Source organism: Pseudomonas sp. SDO52101_S400, from assembly GCF_054071635.1.
Genome location: NZ_JBSVWF010000007.1, coordinates 12,846 through 27,763 on the forward strand (window position 1 = coordinate 12,846; position 14,918 = coordinate 27,763).

Genomic DNA, 14,918 nt, shown 5'->3' on the forward strand with positions numbered 1-14,918 from the left:
AGCTCAGCTCGCGTAGATCTGCGCCAGCATCAAACGAAAGAGCTCATCGAGTCGCGCCAGCGCATCCGGCGCCGGAAATTTTTCATGCAGCGCGATGTGGCTGGCAGCGCGTACCCGTTGCTCCAGGCCGCACGCCTCGTTGAAGCGGTTGACCGCCGCGACCATCGATTCGCGCTCGTCATCCAGCAACATCGCACCGTGCACCAATCCCACCGGGCGCTGACCGCCCTGACTCTGGCGCCAGCGCTGGGCGGTGCCAACCATCTTGCGACCGTCAAGGTTGACGTTGAAACGACCGTCGCAGAACGCGCCGTCGATTTCACCCAGCGAAGACGTGCCGCCCAACTCATCCAGCAACTGACAGATCGGATCACACAGACGCCGGTAACCGGTTTCGATGCGATTCAGATCGCCTTCGCTGCGAGGCGGTGCGTAAACCAGTGCAATGTTGAGGGTCGAAGCCGATTGCGGGACCGGTTCGCCGCCGGTTTCACGCAGCAATACCGGCCAACCGGCATCATCGGAGACTTTACAGGCGTGATCGAAGCCGGGGAGGCGGTTCAAGCGGCGGGGCATGACCAGAGCGTGATCGCTCGGCTGCCAGAACAGCAGACCGAATTCGGCATCACCGGCGCAGACCGAGGCCAGCAGATCCTGTTCGGCTTGCAGGCCGGCTTCGATGGGCAGGGAAACTGGAGTCATAAAGAAGTCCGTTAGACGATCAGTCTGTGGTGAATCTTATGGCCTCTTCGCGAGCAAGCCCGCTCCCACAGGAGAAATGCATTCCTAATATGGGAGCGGGCTTGCTCGAGAATGAGTCGACTCGGTCTGAATGAATCAGTCGAGGGTCGAACCGCTCACCGGAACACCACGCTCCGGGAAGAACAGACGTTGAAGCTCAATGCCCGGGCTTTCCGCACGCATGAACGCTTCGCCCACCAGGAACGCATAAACGTCGCTGATTTCCATCAGCTCTACGTCGGCACGGTTGAGGATCCCGCTCTCGGTGATCACCAGGCGATCGCGCGGAATGCGTGGCAACAAGTCGAGGGTGGTTTCCAGACTCACGTCGAAGGTGTGCAGGTTGCGGTTGTTGACCCCGACCAACGGCGTGTCGAGGGTTTTCAGTGCGCGCTCCAGCTCATCGCCGTCGTGGACTTCCACCAGCACATCAAGACCGACGCCTTTGGCCACCGAAGCCAGCTCGGCCATTTTCACGTCATCCAGTGCGGAAACGATCAGCAACACACAATCGGCGCCCAGGGCACGGGCTTCGACGATCTGGTACGGATCAATCATGAAGTCCTTGCGGATCACCGGCAGCGAGCACGCGGCACGAGCCTGTTGCAGGTAAGCATCGGCGCCCTGGAAGTAGTCGATGTCGGTCAGCACCGACAGGCAGGTCGCCCCGCCCTTCTCGTAGCTTTTGGCGATGTCGGCAGGAACGAAGTTCTCACGGATCACGCCTTTGCTCGGCGAAGCCTTCTTGATTTCGGCAATCACGGCCGGTTGTTTTTTCTTGGCCTGGGCCAGCAAGGCACGGGCAAAACCGCGGGGTGCATCGGCCGCCTTGGCCAGACTTTCCAGCTCGCTCAGGCTCACACGGGCGCTACGCTCGGCGACTTCCTGAACCTTGCGGGCCAGAATGTTTTCCAGAACCGTCGGTACACTCATCCCTCATTCTCCACTTTGAATACCGCGGTAAAGGCACCCAACTCCTCGAGTTTTTCCCGAGCAAGACCGGTGTGCAGAGCGTCGTGGGCAAGTGCCACGCCTTCTTTCAGACTTGTTGCAAGATCGGCGGCGTACAGCGCCGCACCGGCATTGAGCACGATCATTTCGGCAGCCTTCTGGCCGTTCTCGGTCTTGCGCTTGCCCAATGCATCGCGGATCAGCGCCAGCGAAGCTTCCGGGCCTTCGACCGACAGACCGTGCAGGCTCTGGCTCTTCATGCCCAGATCTTCCGGCTCGACCCAATATTCGGTGATCTCGTTGTTCTTCAGCTCGGCCACATAAGTCGGCGCGGCGAGACTGAATTCGTCCAGACCGTCCTTCGAATGCACCACCAGCACATGCTTGCTGCCCAGACGTTGCAAGACTTCGGCCAACGGCCGGCACAGCGCCTGAGTGAATACGCCGACTACCTGATGTTTGACGCCGGCCGGATTCGTAAGCGGGCCGAGCATGTTGAACAGGGTACGCAGGCCAAGATCGCGGCGCGGGCCGGCGGCGTACTTCATGGCTTTGTGATGAGTCTGGGCGAACATGAAACCGATGCCGACGTTGTCGATGCAACGCGCCACCTGAACCGGCGTCAGGTTGAGGTAGATCCCTGCTGCTTCGAGCAGGTCGGCGCTGCCGCTCTTGCCCGATACCGCACGGTTGCCATGCTTGGCCACGGTGCAGCCGGCGGCAGCAACGACAAAGGATGAAGCCGTGGATACGTTGAAAATGTTCGCGCCGTCCCCGCCGGTGCCGACCACATCGACCACGCCGTCGAGGGTCTTGAGTTCGACCTGGTCGGCCAACTCGCGCATTACCGATACCGCGCCGACGATTTCGTCGATGCTCTCGCTCTTCATGCGCATCGCCATCATGAACGCGCCGATCTGCGCGTCCGTGCATTGGCCGGTCATGATTTCGCGCATCACATCGCGCATTTCATCGGTGCTGAGGTCGAGGTGATCGACGATACGGCTCAGGGCTGTCTTGATATTCATGGAGAGTCCTTAGCGCGTGCCGCCGGTTTGTTTGAGGAAGTTGGCGAACAGTTCATGGCCCTGCTCGGTGAGGATCGATTCCGGGTGGAACTGTACACCCTCGATGTTCAGGGTCTTGTGACGCAGGCCCATGATTTCATCGACCGAGCCGTCATCGTGCTGAGTCCAAGCGGTGAGCTCCAGGCAATCGGGCAAGGTCTCGTGCTTGACGATCAGGGAATGATAGCGGGTGACGGTCAGCGGGCGATTCAGACCTTCAAATACGCCCTTGTCCTCGTGGAATACCGGGCTAGTCTTACCGTGCATCACCTGCCGGGCACGTACCACGTCACCGCCGAAGGCTTGGCCGATGGACTGATGGCCGAGGCAGACGCCGAGGATCGGCAGTTTGCCGGCAAAGTGCTTGATGGCTTCGATGGAGATACCGGCTTCGGTCGGTGTGCACGGACCGGGGGACACCACAATTCGCTCCGGGTTGAGCGCTTCGATTTCGGCGATGGTCAGCTCGTCGTTGCGCACGACCTTGACCTCGGCACCCAGCTCGCCGAGGTATTGCACAACGTTGTAAGTAAAGGAGTCGTAGTTGTCGATCATCAGCAACATGGCGTTTCGAACCTCTTGAATTCTGACTTGGAAACAGCCTTCGGATGACTTGCCAGGACGCTGCACGATGTCGGACGCGCAAGTGGCGACGGCAAAGCGGCATTTCAAACGGGCAAGGAAGGCAAAGCGATACAGATCCGGCGGAGCCGGCAGAAAAGATTCAGGCGCGCCAACGCCAGCGGGCGTGTGCCTTGATGACTTGATCCAGGAGTTTGCTGGTGATCAACACGGGGAAGGTCTCGTTCATACGTTCCCGCACAGTAACTTAGCTGGGCAGAGCGTGCAATATGGCCGGGCCTGACGGGGGGAAAACTATGGGAGGGCTGACGACCGATGGCAAAACGCCGGAAGTTTTTGGTACTGTCGTTTCGTTCCATACAACAATAAATAAACGGACTTGCTCATGATCAAACAGACGTTGTTTGTACCGCTCGCCGGATGCCTGCTCGCGATGGCCTGCGCCCAGGCGAATGCCGCACCCAACCCTTATTCGAACTTCGTAGTGTTCGGCGACAGCCTCAGTGATGCCGGGACGTTCTCCGACAGCGGCGGCCCGGCAGGATCGGTCAAACGGTTCACCAACCGCACCGGCCCGAACTACCAGGACGGCAGCGGAGAGTTCTACTCGCTGAACGCCACCCAATTGATCGGCGGCCGATTGGGTTTCACGCCGAACCAGACTGCCTCTTCCGACTCGGCGGTACGCGCCGGCCAGGGTTTGCCGGATGGCAACAACTGGGCCGTCGGCGGCTATCGCACCGACCAGATTCTCGATTCGATCACCACTACATCCGCCAGCGGTGAACGCACCCGTGCCGGTTACTTACCGTCGAACGGCTTTCGCGCCGACCCGAATGCGCTGTATTACCTGACCGGAGGGGGTAACGATTTCCTGCAGGGCCGCGTCACCAGTCTGCCTCAGGCCAATGCCGCCGCCGACCGCCTGGTCGACAGCGTGCGCACCCTGCAAGGAGCGGGCGCCCGCTACATCATGGTCTGGCTGCTGCCGGACATCGGCCTGACACCGGCTATCAACGGTTCGCCGCTGCAAAGCTTCACGTCGCAACTCAGCGCCCAGTTCAACACCGAGCTGGTGAGTCAACTGCAGACGGTCAATGCCAACGTCATTCCGCTGAACATTCCGGTGCTGCTCAAGGAGGCGTTTGCCAATCCGGCGCAGTTCGGTCTGGCCACCGATCAGAATCTGGTCGCCACCTGCTTCAGCGGTGATGGCTGCACCGAGAATGCCCGGTACGGGATCAACAGCGCCACACCGGATCCGACCAAGCTGATCTACAACGACTCGGTGCACCCGACCGAAGCCGGGCAACGCTTGATTGCCGACTACGCCTATTCGTTGCTGGCGGCCCCGTGGGAGCTGACCCTGCTGCCGGAAATGGCCCAGGGCACATTGCGCGCGCACCAGGACGAACTGCGCAATCAATGGCTGGCCGACTGGGAAAACTGGCAAGGCGTCGGTCAATGGCGAGCGATTGTCTCCGCCGGCGGCCAGCATCAGGACTTCGACGACCAGCACGCCGGGGCTAGTGCCGACGGCAATGGTTACAACCTGAACATCGGTGGCAGCTACCGCCTCGACGACGCCTGGCGTGTCGGTGTGGCGGCAGGTTTCTATCATCAGAAAATCGAAGCCGGCGACAACGACTCCGAGTACAAGCTCAACTCCTACATGGGCACCGCGTTCGCCCAGTACCAGCAAAACCGCTGGTGGGGTGACCTGGCCGTTACTGCGGGGCATCTGGACTACGACAGCCTGAAGCGCAAGTTCCAACTCGGGGTCAACGAACGTGGCGAGAAAGGCGACACCGACGGCTACGTCCTGGCCATCGGTGGCCGCGTCGGCTACGACATCGCGCCAGAGGCCAGCAGCCCATGGCACCTGTCGCCATTCGTCAGCGCGGACTTCGGCAAGGTGGAAGTCGATGGTTACTCGGAGAAAGGCGCGGACGCCACTGCGCTGACTTTCGATGACCAATCGCGCAACTCCCGCCGTCTCGGCCTCGGTATCCAGGGCAAATACCAGATCACCGCACAGACCCAGGTCTTCGGCGAATTCGCCCACGAGCGCGAGTACAACGACGACGCCCAGGATCTGACGATGAACCTCAACAGCCTGCCGAACAACCGCTACACCCTGGAAGGCTACACGCCGCAAACCAACCTGAACCGCCTGAACCTGGGCGTCAGCCACAACCTCACCAAGGAAGTGGCCCTTCGCGCCAGCTACAACATTCGCAAGGATGACGACTTTACCCAGCAAGGGGTCAATGTTGGCGTAAGTCTCGACTTCTGATCAGAAGGCAATAAAAAACGCGGCGCCCTCACAGGCGCCGCGTTTTTTTATGGCTGAATCATCAATCACTCAGTCCGGGGTTTGCTCGGCCAGCGCAACGGCACGGAACATTGCCCGACGTTTGTTGATGGTTTCTTCCCATTCCAGCGCCGGCACCGAGTCGGCGACGATTCCGCCACCGGCCTGCACGTGCAACTCGCCGTTCTTGATCACTGCAGTGCGGATCGCAATTGCCGTGTCCATGTTGCCGTTCCAGGCGAAGTAACCGACTGCGCCGCCATACACGCCACGCTTGACCGGTTCCAGCTCGTCGATGATTTCCATCGCGCGGATCTTCGGCGCCCCGGACAAGGTGCCCGCCGGCAGAATCGCCCGCAGTGCATCCATCGCCGTCAGGCCGGATTTCAGCTGGCCAGTAACGTTGGACACAATGTGCATCACGTTGGAATAACGCTCGATGACCATCTTCTCGGTGAGCTTCACCGAACCGATTTCCGAAACACGCCCGGTGTCGTTGCGACCGAGGTCGATCAGCATCAAGTGCTCGGCGATCTCTTTGTCGTCCGACAGCAGGTCTTCTTCCAGCGCCACGTCCGCCTCTTCGGTGGCACCGCGAGGACGGGTGCCGGCAATCGGGCGCACAGTGATCAGGTTGTCTTCGACCCGTACCAGCACCTCCGGAGAACTGCCGACGACGTGGAAATCGCCGAAGTTGAAGAAGTACATGTACGGCGTCGGGTTGAAGCAACGCAGCGCGCGGTACAGATCGATCGGCGCAGCCTTGAAGTCGATCGACATGCGCTGTGACGGCACGACCTGCATGCAGTCGCCGGCGAGGATGTATTCCTTGATGGTGTCGACGGCTTTTTCGTAGTCATCCTGAGTGAAGCTGGAACGGAACACCGGCTCGGCGGCCTGCTGCTTGCTGAAATCCAGGCCACGACGCGGGGTGATCGGCTGACGCAGTTTTTCCAGCAGTTGCTGCAACTGCGCCTGGCCCTGCTCGTAGGCATCGGCCTGCGCCGGGTCGGCCAGCACGATCGCGTGCATCTTGCCGGCGAGGTTGTCGAACACCACCACCGCATCGGAAACCATCAGCAGAATGTCCGGCACGCCCAGCGGATCCGGGTTCGGGCATTTGCCGAGGCGCTTCTCTACGTAGCGCACACAGTCGTAACCGAAGTAACCCACCAGGCCGCCATTGAAGCGTGGCAGACCAGCGATAGTCGGAACGTTGTAGCGGGCCTTGAAGGTTTCGACGAAGGCCAGCGGGTCTTCGACGTCATGGCTTTCGGTTTCGACGCCATCGACGGTGATGCTGACGTGATGATCATGCACCCGCAGCACGGTGCGGCACGGCAGGCCGATGATCGAGTAACGGCCCCATTTCTCGCCACCCTGCACCGATTCGAGCAGGTAGGAGTTGGGCTGGTCGGCCAGTTTCAGGTAGATCGACAGCGGGGTGTCGAAGTCGGCCAGGGTTTCGCAGGCCAGCGGGATGCGGTTGTAGCCGTCAGCGGCCAGACGCAGGAATTCTTCGCGGATCATAGGGTGCCTCGTGGTGTGAGGTGCAAATCAGTCAGGTGTGCAAACGCGCCGGCAGGCCGGCCAGGAACAAGTCAGGCGCGCCAACGCCAGCGGGCCAGGGCCTTGATGACTTTCATCCAGAGTTTGCGGGTGACCACCACGATGGCGTTTCCAGAAGGGGATTGAGAAGCGTCGGGCAACGTTATCTCAGCGGCCGTATCCAGGCAACCGGGAATTAGCTTGCGCAGATCGTCGATCACCAGTGCCGGGGATTCCTCGGCAATCGGCCGGCCATGGTTGTAGCCATAACTCAGCGCAACGCACTTGACCCCTGCCGCTTTCGCCGCCAGCACGTCGCTGCGCGAATCACCGACGAACAGCGACTGCGAGGCCGGAATGCCGGACATTTTCATGACGAAGAACAGTGCCGCCGGATCAGGCTTCTTCTGTGGCAGGGTATCGCCGCCGATGATCCACTTGAAGTAGCGGCCGATCTTCATCTGATCCAGCAGCGGCGCGACGAAGCGCTCCGGCTTGTTGGTGATCAGCGCCATGGCCACGCCCTGCTTGTGCAGCCATTTCAGGGTGTCGCGTACGCCGGGATAGACCACGGTCAGTTCATGGCTGGCGCCGTAGGCTTCCATGAACACCTCCAGCGCATGCTCGGCTTCGACGTCGTCCACGGAAGAATGATCAATGCCGCCTGCCAGCGCCCGACGCACCAGCACCGGCGCGCCATTGCCGACCCACTCGCGCACCGACTCGATACCGGCAGGCTTGCGCCCAAGGGAGAGCAGCATGTGATCCACAGCCGCCGCCAGGTCTGGTACCGAATCGATCAGCGTGCCATCCAGATCGAACATCACCAACCGCGGCAGTTGCCCCGGGAACAGCTGCTCAAATCCGCTCATGGGCGGGCCAGCGCCAGTTCGGAACGCATCTTGTCGATGACTTCCTGATAGTTCGGCGCATTGAAGATCGCCGAGCCGGCCACGAAGGTGTCGGCGCCGGCAGCGGCGATTTCACGGATGTTGTTGACGTTGACGCCGCCGTCGATTTCCAGACGGATGTCACGGCCCGAGGCATCGATGATCGCCCGCGCTTCACGCAGCTTGTCGAGGGTGCCAGGAATGAATTTCTGCCCGCCGAAACCCGGGTTGACGCTCATCAGCAAGACCATGTCGACCTTGTCGATCACGTACTTGAGCACGTCCAGCGGAGTCGCCGGGTTGAACACCAGGCCGGATTTGCAGCCGCCTTCACGGATCAGTTGCAGCGAACGATCGACGTGCAGCGTGGCTTCCGGGTGGAAGGTGATGTAGGTGGCGCCGGCCTCGATGAAGTCGCCGACGATGCGATCCACCGGGCTGACCATCAGGTGCGCGTCGATCGGCGCGGTCACGCCGTACTTGCGCAACGCGGCGCAGACCATCGGGCCGATGGTCAGGTTCGGTACGTAGTGGTTGTCCATGACATCGAAGTGGACGAAGTCGGCACCGGCGGCCAGAACATTGTCCACTTCCTCGCCCAGGCGGGCGAAGTCGGCGGAGAGAATCGACGGAGCAATAACGAAGGGCTGCATGACGCACCTTTTCTGAGCTAAATCACGATGGCGCGCATTGTATACCTCAAGTTTCCGCGCGCGCACCGTGACCGCGATGATTGGGTTGTGCCATGACCGATGACCGGCGGGTTCTCAGTACGCGGCCCGGTAGATCTTCTCGATGTCGGCGGCGCTGAGCTTGCGTGGGTTGTTGCGCATCAGGCGCTCGATGCCTGCCGCCTCCACGGCCATGGCCGGAATCGCGTCTTCGGGCACGCCGAAACTGCGCAGACCCTGCGGAATTTCCACCGCTGCGCACAGTTCGGTCATCGCCGTGACGGCGCTTTCCGCCGCCTCATTGAGACTCAGATGAGCGGTCTTCACCCCCATGGCTTCGGCGATATCCTGCATCCGTTCGACGCAGGCCATCTTGTTCCAGGTCATGACATACGGCAGCAACAGCGCATTACTGACGCCATGGGCAATGTTGAAACGCCCGCCCAGCGGATACGCCAGCGCATGCACCGCGCCGACCCCGGCATTGCCGAACGCCATGCCGGCCATCAGGCTGGCGGTGGCCATGTCTTCCCGGGCTTGCAGGTTGGACGGATTGGCGTAGGCCTTGGGCAACGAGCGGGCGATCAGCTTGATTGCGCCGATAGCCAGCGAATCGGTGATCGGCGAGGCATTCAGCGACAGATAGGACTCAATGGCATGCACCAGGGCATCGACGCCACTGGCGGCGGTGACGCTGCGTGGACAGGTCAGGGTCATCTGCGGACTCACCAGCGCCACGTCCGGCAACAGATAGTCGCTGACAATGCCCTTCTTCAATTGAGCGACCTTGTCCGAAAGAATGGCGACGTTGGTCACTTCAGAACCGGTGCCGGCCGTGGTCGGGATGGCGATCAGTGGCGGGCCTTTGCGCGGCACCTGATCGACGCCGAACAGATCTTCCAGCGCGCCGTGATAACCGGCATACGCGGCGACGCTCTTGGCGATGTCGATGGCACTGCCGCCACCGAGACCAATCAGCCCGTCATGCCCGCCCTCGCGGTAGACGCGCATGCAGTCCTCGACGATGGCGATTTCCGGATCCGGCAACACGCGATCGAAGATTTCGTACTCGCGCTCGCCGATCTGCGCCAGCGCCAACTGCACCGTGCCGGACTTGACCAGCGCGGCATCGGTGACGATCAGGGGGTTGTCGATGTCCAGCCGCGTGAGCTCGGCCGCCAGTTGCTCGATGGCCCCGGCGCCGGTGATCAGTTTGTGAGCGATCTTGAACGAGGAAAGACTCATCGTGCGCAGCCTCTTATAGATGTGGGAGCTGAGCACAAGCGTAGCTGGGGAATTGGGGTTGTCTGGTATTCAGGGTGTGAATGGTCTATCAAGAGCAAGAGCAAAAGAGCCCCTCACCCTAACCCTCTCCCGGAGGGAGAGGGAACTGACCGAGGTGAACTTTCGAGTTACGCCGACCTGAGCGATCACGTCGAACTCCGGTTTTGAAAAGCATGAAGATCGGCTCCCTTTCCCCCTCTCCCCTCTGGGGAGAGGGTTGGGGTGAGGGGTGGTTCTTGAGCCAAGCACTAAACCTGAGCAGTACGCAGTTTTTCACTCCGCCCGCGCAACCATTCCAACGTCAGCAACAGAATCACCGAGAAGGCAATCAGCAGAGTCGCAGCCGCCGCAATCGTCGGGCTCAGGTTCTCGCGAATCCCGCTGAACATCTGCCGTGGCAACGTCGCCTGCTCGGGACCTGCGAGAAACAGCGTCACCACCACTTCATCGAACGACGTCGCAAAGGCAAACAGCGCACCGGAAATCACCCCCGGCGCAATCAGCGGCAAGGTCACCCGGCGAAACGTGGTCAGTGGCGAAGCGCCGAGGCTGGCAGCCGCCCGCACCAGGTTGTGGTTAAACCCTTGCAGGGTCGCCGACACCGTGATGATCACGAACGGCACACCCAAAACCGCGTGCACCACGATCAGCGAGAAGAAACTGTTGCCCAGCCCCAACGGCGCGAAGAACAGATAACTCGCCACACCGATGATCACCACCGGCACCACCATCGGCGAAATCACCAGCGCCATCACCAGCGCCTTGCCGGGGAAGTCGCCACGGGTCAGGCCGATAGCCGCCAGCGTGCCGAACACCATCGCCAGCACCGTCGCCGCCGGGGCGACGATGATGCTGTTCTTCAGTGAGCGCATCCATTCCGCCGAGGCGAAGAAGTCCTGATACCAGTGCAGCGAAAAGCCCTGCAGCGGGTACACCAGGAAACTGCCCGAGTTGAACGACAGCGGCACGATCACCAGCACCGGCAGGATCAGGAACAACAGGATCAAGCCGCAGAGAATCCGCAAGCTGTAGAACCACACCCGCTCGACGGGCGACATATAAGGACTCAGCATTTCAAATTCCCCTTAGCTCAGGCGCAGGCGACTGGCGCCCACCAGCCAGCTGTAGATCAGATAAAGCACCACGGTCGCCAGCAGCAACAAGCCGCCGAGTGCAGTGGCCATGCCCCAGTTGATGCTGGTGTTGGTGTAGAACGCGACGAAGTAGCTGACCATCTGATCGTTCGGGCTGCCCAGCAGCGCCGGGGTGATGTAGTAGCCGATGGCGAGGATGAACACGAGCAGGCAACCGGCGCCGACACCGGCGTAGGTCTGCGGGAAGTACACCCGCCAGAAACTGGCGAACGGATGGCAACCCAGGGAAATCGCGGCACGCATATAGGTCGGCGAGATGCCTTTCATCACGCTGTAGATCGGCAGGATCATGAACGGCAGCAGAATGTGCACCATCGAGATGTAGACCCCGGTGCGGTTGAACACCAGCTCCAGCGGTTTATCGATGATCCCCATCGCCATCAACGCGCTGTTGATCAACCCGCCTGATTGCAGCAATACGATCCACGCGGCGACTCGCACCAGGATCGAAGTCCAGAACGGCAACAGCACCAGAATCATCAGCAGGTTGCTCTGACGCGACGGCAGGTTGGCCAGCAGGTACGCCAGCGGATAGGCCAGCACCAGGCAGATCACGGTGATGATCAGGCCCATCCAGAAAGTCCGGGCGAAGATGTCGAGGTAGATCGCCTGATCCGGGGTGGCCGGGGCCAGTTCGCCGAGGTCGTCGATGCGATGATCCACCGCCGCCAGCAGGTAGAACGGGGTGATGCTGCTGGTGTTGCGCTTCACGGCCTGCCAATAGGCCGGATCGCCCCAGCGTTCGTCGAGACCTTCCAGTGCTTCTTTATAAGAGGCCGGCTCGCTGGCGAATGGCAGCGAACGGGCGGTTTTGGTCAGCAGGCTGCGATAGCCGGCCAACTCCATGTTCAAGCGCTTGGACAGATCGCCCAATGTCTGGTTTTTGCGGGCTTCGGCGAGGTCTTCGCCGGCGGCTTTATAGACCGGTTCAGCGGGCAGTCCGCGACCGTCCCAACTGGCAATGGCTGCCACAGTGCGTGGCATGCCGCCGACCACTTCCGGGTTGCCGACACTTTTATAGAGCAGCGCCACGATCGGCACCAGGAACACCAGCAACAGAAACAGCACCAGCGGCGCGATCAGCGCCTGGGCCTTCCAGCGGTTGACCCGCTCGGCGTGCTTGAGCCGCTGCTTCAAGGTGGGGCTGTTGCCCTCGTTCAGGGGAACGGCGATAGCCATGACGTACTCCGCAAATCTTTGATCGTTACAGAGGTGGCGAACCACCTCGATCGATTGATGCATACAGATCCAAATGTGGGAGCGGGCTTGCTCGCGAAAGCGGCGTGTCAGTCGACATCGATGTTGAATGTACTGACGCTTTCGCGAGCAAGCCCGCTCCCACAGGAGGGCGAGCCCTCTGGTTACTTCGCAGCCCAGGAATTGAAGCGCTGTTCCAGTTGCTCGCCGTTGTCAGCCCAGAAGCTGACGTCGATCTGCACCTGGTTGGCGATGTTTTCCGGGGTGGTCGGCATGTCTTTCAGGATCGCCTTGTCCAGCAAAGGCACTGCCTGGGAGTTGGCCGGCCCGTAGGCGATGTTTTCCGAGTAGGTCTTCTGCTGTTGCGGCTGCACCGAGAACGCGATGAATTTCTTCGCCGCTTCAGCACGCGCCTTGTCCAGGCCTTTCGGGATGGCCCATGCGTCGAAGTCGTAGATGCCGCCGTTCCACACCACTTTAAGGTTGGATTCTTTCTGCACCGCAGCGATACGACCGTTGTAGGCCGAGCTCATGACCACGTCACCGGAAGCGAGGTATTGCGGCGGCTGGGCGCCGGCTTCCCACCACTGGATGTTCGGTTTCAGCTCATCCAGTTTCTTGAACGCGCGGTCCTGGCCGTTCTTGCTGGCCAGTTCCTTGTAGACGTCTTTCGGCGCAACGCCATCAGCCATCAAAGCGAATTCGAGGGTGTACTTGGCCCCTTTGCGCAGGCCGCGCTTGCCCGGGAATTTCTTGGTATCCCAGAAATCCGCCCAACTGGTCGGTGCGGTTTTCAACTTGTCGGCGTTATAGGCCAGCACGGTCGACCATACGAAGAAGCCCACGCCGCAAGGCTGGATCGCGCCTTTGACGTAGTCTTCGGTCTTGCCGAACAGCGCAGGATCAAGTTGCTCGAACATGTCTTCGTCGCAACCACGGGACAGTTCCGGCGATTCAACTTCCACCAGATCCCAGGACACGCTCTTGGTGTCGACCATGGCTTTGACCTTGGCCATTTCACCGTTGTACTCGCCGGCGACGATCTTGCCGTTGCCCGCTGCTTCCCACGGTGCGTAGAAGGCTTTGACTTGCGCCGCCTTGTTCGCCCCGCCAAACGACACCACGGTCAGATCCGGGCCGGCGGCCATTGCGCTTGCCGCACCCATCAGGCCCAGGGTCAGGGCTGTGAACTTCAGGGATCTCAACATTTATTGTTCTCTCCACGTGCAGGGTTGGTGTTGGTATTGCCGGGGCGCTTAGTGCGCCTCTAGAAGAGGATCAAGCGCGCGAACGTGCTCGACCTGCCAGCCAAGCGGAACCACGTCACCGACCGCGAGCGCTGGATCGAGCTCGGCAATCGGTTGTTTCACGAAGAAGTCGGTCTTGCCGCAGACTTCCAGGCGCACCCGGACGTGGTCGCCCAGATAGATGAATTCGGCCACCCGCCCGGAGAAGCGGTTGACGCATTGGTCGCTCGAACCGTTGAGGCTGACGCGCTCCGGACGGATCGACAGGGTGACGGGCTCGCCGGTCTGGCCGATGTTGACCGCCAGCGCCTCGACCTTTTCCCCACGCCCCAACTCCACCACGCAACGCTCGCCGTTCTGGCTGAGCAGGCGACCGTTGAGGCGGTTGTTCTCGCCGATGAAGTTGGCGACGAAGGTGTTTTTCGGTTCTTCGTAGAGGGTGCGCGGCGGGGCGATCTGCTGGATCTCACCTTGATGGAAAACGGCGACACGATCGGACATGGTCAGGGCTTCGCCCTGGTCGTGGGTCACATAGACCACGGTCACGCCGAGACGCTGGTGCAGGTGTTTGATTTCCATCTGCATGTGTTCGCGCAGCTGTTTGTCGAGGGCACCGAGGGGTTCGTCCATCAGCACCAGTTGCGGCTCGAACACCAGCGCGCGGGCCAGCGCCACACGCTGTTGCTGACCGCCGGACAGTTGCGCCGGATATCGCGATGCGAACGCGTCGAGCTGGACCATGCTCAGGACTTTCTTGACCTTGTCGCTGACGTCGCTCTTGTTCAGGCCACGCACGGTCAGCGGGAACGCCAGGTTTTCAGCCACGGTCATGTGCGGAAACAGCGCGTAGTTCTGGAACACCATGCCGATGTCACGCTTGTGCGGCGGCACGTTGTTGATCGCCCGCCCGGCCAGGAGGATTTCGCCGGCGGTCGGCGTTTCGAAACCGGCGAGCATCATCAGGCTGGTGGTCTTGCCGGAGCCGGACGGCCCGAGCAGGGTCAGGAACTCGCCCTTGCGGATGTCCAGGTTGAGGTCTTTGACGATCAGGTTCTCGCCGTCGTAGCTCTTCTGCACTCCACGAAAGCTGACCAGCACATCACTGGCCCCTGCGTTTGATTCGACCTGGCTCATACCCACACCTTTGTTATTGATGACTGCTGTGGGATTAAGCCTAGTGGCTGCTTGCAGTCACGCAAATCGGGGCGCAGGAGAGAATCGCCTCAGCCGGATGGAAGGCCGGGGGTAGGGATTGCCCTACAAGGATGGCGC

Annotated in this window: 13 protein-coding genes; 1 reads left to right on the plus strand and 12 read right to left on the minus strand. The window is 61.0% G+C overall.

Translation table 11 applies throughout. The annotated features are described in order from the left end of the window. Positions 1 to 3 precede the first annotated feature (3 nt). From ACW9HX_RS04980 to ACW9HX_RS04995, 4 genes are all read right to left on the minus strand, one after another. A complete protein-coding gene (locus ACW9HX_RS04980) occupies positions 4 to 702 on the minus strand; it encodes a lipoate--protein ligase family protein (protein ID WP_457379717.1) in 699 nt (232 codons plus the stop codon). A 135-nt stretch (positions 703 to 837) separates the two neighbouring features. Further along, a complete protein-coding gene (trpC, locus tag ACW9HX_RS04985; RefSeq protein WP_096817929.1) occupies positions 838 to 1,674 on the minus strand; it encodes an indole-3-glycerol phosphate synthase TrpC in 837 nt (278 codons plus the stop codon). Further along, positions 1,671 to 2,720, minus strand: coding sequence for an anthranilate phosphoribosyltransferase (gene trpD, locus ACW9HX_RS04990; RefSeq protein ID WP_127647769.1), 1,050 nt, complete (start codon positions 2,718 to 2,720; stop codon positions 1,671 to 1,673). Before trpD ends, trpC begins: the two co-directional genes overlap by 4 nt. Before the next feature lie 9 nt (positions 2,721 to 2,729). Next, a complete protein-coding gene (locus ACW9HX_RS04995; protein ID WP_457379718.1) occupies positions 2,730 to 3,323 on the minus strand; it encodes an aminodeoxychorismate/anthranilate synthase component II in 594 nt (197 codons plus the stop codon). A gap of 403 nt (positions 3,324 to 3,726) precedes the next feature. Here ACW9HX_RS04995 and estP point away from each other — a divergent pair, with 403 nt between their 5' ends. Next, positions 3,727 to 5,637 (plus strand): esterase EstP, encoded by a 1,911-nt coding sequence (gene estP / locus ACW9HX_RS05000; RefSeq protein ID WP_457379719.1) that lies wholly within the window; start codon positions 3,727 to 3,729, stop codon positions 5,635 to 5,637. A 69-nt stretch (positions 5,638 to 5,706) separates the two neighbouring features. Here the strand turns inward: estP and trpE are convergent, their stop codons facing one another. From trpE to ACW9HX_RS05040, 8 genes are all read right to left on the minus strand, one after another. Then, complete coding sequence (trpE, locus tag ACW9HX_RS05005) at positions 5,707 to 7,185, minus strand: anthranilate synthase component I (protein WP_457379720.1); 1,479 nt, start codon at positions 7,183 to 7,185, stop codon at positions 5,707 to 5,709. Positions 7,186 to 7,256: 71 nt separating this feature from the next. Then, positions 7,257 to 8,075, minus strand: a complete 819-nt coding sequence (locus ACW9HX_RS05010; protein ID WP_457379721.1) for a phosphoglycolate phosphatase — start codon at positions 8,073 to 8,075, stop codon at positions 7,257 to 7,259. Then, positions 8,072 to 8,746 (minus strand): ribulose-phosphate 3-epimerase, encoded by a 675-nt coding sequence (rpe, locus tag ACW9HX_RS05015; protein WP_007918813.1) that lies wholly within the window; start codon positions 8,744 to 8,746, stop codon positions 8,072 to 8,074. Before rpe ends, ACW9HX_RS05010 begins: the two co-directional genes overlap by 4 nt. A 114-nt stretch (positions 8,747 to 8,860) precedes the next feature. Next, positions 8,861 to 10,009: an iron-containing alcohol dehydrogenase gene (locus ACW9HX_RS05020; protein WP_457379722.1), complete on the minus strand. Its 1,149-nt coding sequence runs from the start codon at positions 10,007 to 10,009 to the stop codon at positions 8,861 to 8,863. A gap of 287 nt (positions 10,010 to 10,296) precedes the next feature. Beyond that, on the minus strand, positions 10,297 to 11,121 hold the full coding sequence (locus tag ACW9HX_RS05025) for an ABC transporter permease (protein ID WP_096817915.1): 825 nt from the start codon (positions 11,119 to 11,121) through the stop codon (positions 10,297 to 10,299). A gap of 12 nt (positions 11,122 to 11,133) precedes the next feature. Beyond that, entirely contained in the window at positions 11,134 to 12,381 is a 1,248-nt protein-coding gene (locus tag ACW9HX_RS05030; RefSeq protein ID WP_085709229.1) for an ABC transporter permease, read from the minus strand. Positions 12,382 to 12,563: 182 nt separating this feature from the next. Further along, positions 12,564 to 13,607, minus strand: a complete 1,044-nt coding sequence (locus ACW9HX_RS05035) for an ABC transporter substrate-binding protein (RefSeq protein ID WP_457379723.1) — start codon at positions 13,605 to 13,607, stop codon at positions 12,564 to 12,566. Positions 13,608 to 13,655: 48 nt separating this feature from the next. Beyond that, on the minus strand, positions 13,656 to 14,780 hold the full coding sequence (locus ACW9HX_RS05040) for an ABC transporter ATP-binding protein (RefSeq protein WP_007959931.1): 1,125 nt from the start codon (positions 14,778 to 14,780) through the stop codon (positions 13,656 to 13,658). Positions 14,781 to 14,918: the final 138 nt, after the last annotated feature.

Bases quoted from the DNA above. Each gene is read 5' to 3' on its own strand.
- ACW9HX_RS05025 (WP_096817915.1), bottom strand. From the start codon at position 11,121: ATGCTGAGTCCTTATATGTCGCCCGTCGAGCGGGTGTGGTTCTACAGC.
- trpD (WP_127647769.1), bottom strand. From the start codon at position 2,720: ATGAATATCAAGACAGCCCTGAGCCGTATCGTCGATCACCTCGACCTC.
- ACW9HX_RS04995 (WP_457379718.1), bottom strand. From the start codon at position 3,323: ATGTTGCTGATGATCGACAACTACGACTCCTTTACTTACAACGTTGTG.
- ACW9HX_RS04980 (WP_457379717.1), bottom strand. From the start codon at position 702: ATGACTCCAGTTTCCCTGCCCATCGAAGCCGGCCTGCAAGCCGAACAG.
- ACW9HX_RS05020 (WP_457379722.1), bottom strand. From the start codon at position 10,009: ATGAGTCTTTCCTCGTTCAAGATCGCTCACAAACTGATCACCGGCGCC.
- ACW9HX_RS05035 (WP_457379723.1), bottom strand. From the start codon at position 13,607: ATGTTGAGATCCCTGAAGTTCACAGCCCTGACCCTGGGCCTGATGGGT.
- ACW9HX_RS05010 (WP_457379721.1), bottom strand. From the start codon at position 8,075: ATGAGCGGATTTGAGCAGCTGTTCCCGGGGCAACTGCCGCGGTTGGTG.
- trpE (WP_457379720.1), bottom strand. From the start codon at position 7,185: ATGATCCGCGAAGAATTCCTGCGTCTGGCCGCTGACGGCTACAACCGC.
- ACW9HX_RS05030 (WP_085709229.1), bottom strand. From the start codon at position 12,381: ATGGCTATCGCCGTTCCCCTGAACGAGGGCAACAGCCCCACCTTGAAG.
- ACW9HX_RS05040 (WP_007959931.1), bottom strand. From the start codon at position 14,780: ATGAGCCAGGTCGAATCAAACGCAGGGGCCAGTGATGTGCTGGTCAGC.
- rpe (WP_007918813.1), bottom strand. From the start codon at position 8,746: ATGCAGCCCTTCGTTATTGCTCCGTCGATTCTCTCCGCCGACTTCGCC.
- trpC (WP_096817929.1), bottom strand. From the start codon at position 1,674: ATGAGTGTACCGACGGTTCTGGAAAACATTCTGGCCCGCAAGGTTCAG.
- estP (WP_457379719.1), top strand. From the start codon at position 3,727: ATGATCAAACAGACGTTGTTTGTACCGCTCGCCGGATGCCTGCTCGCG.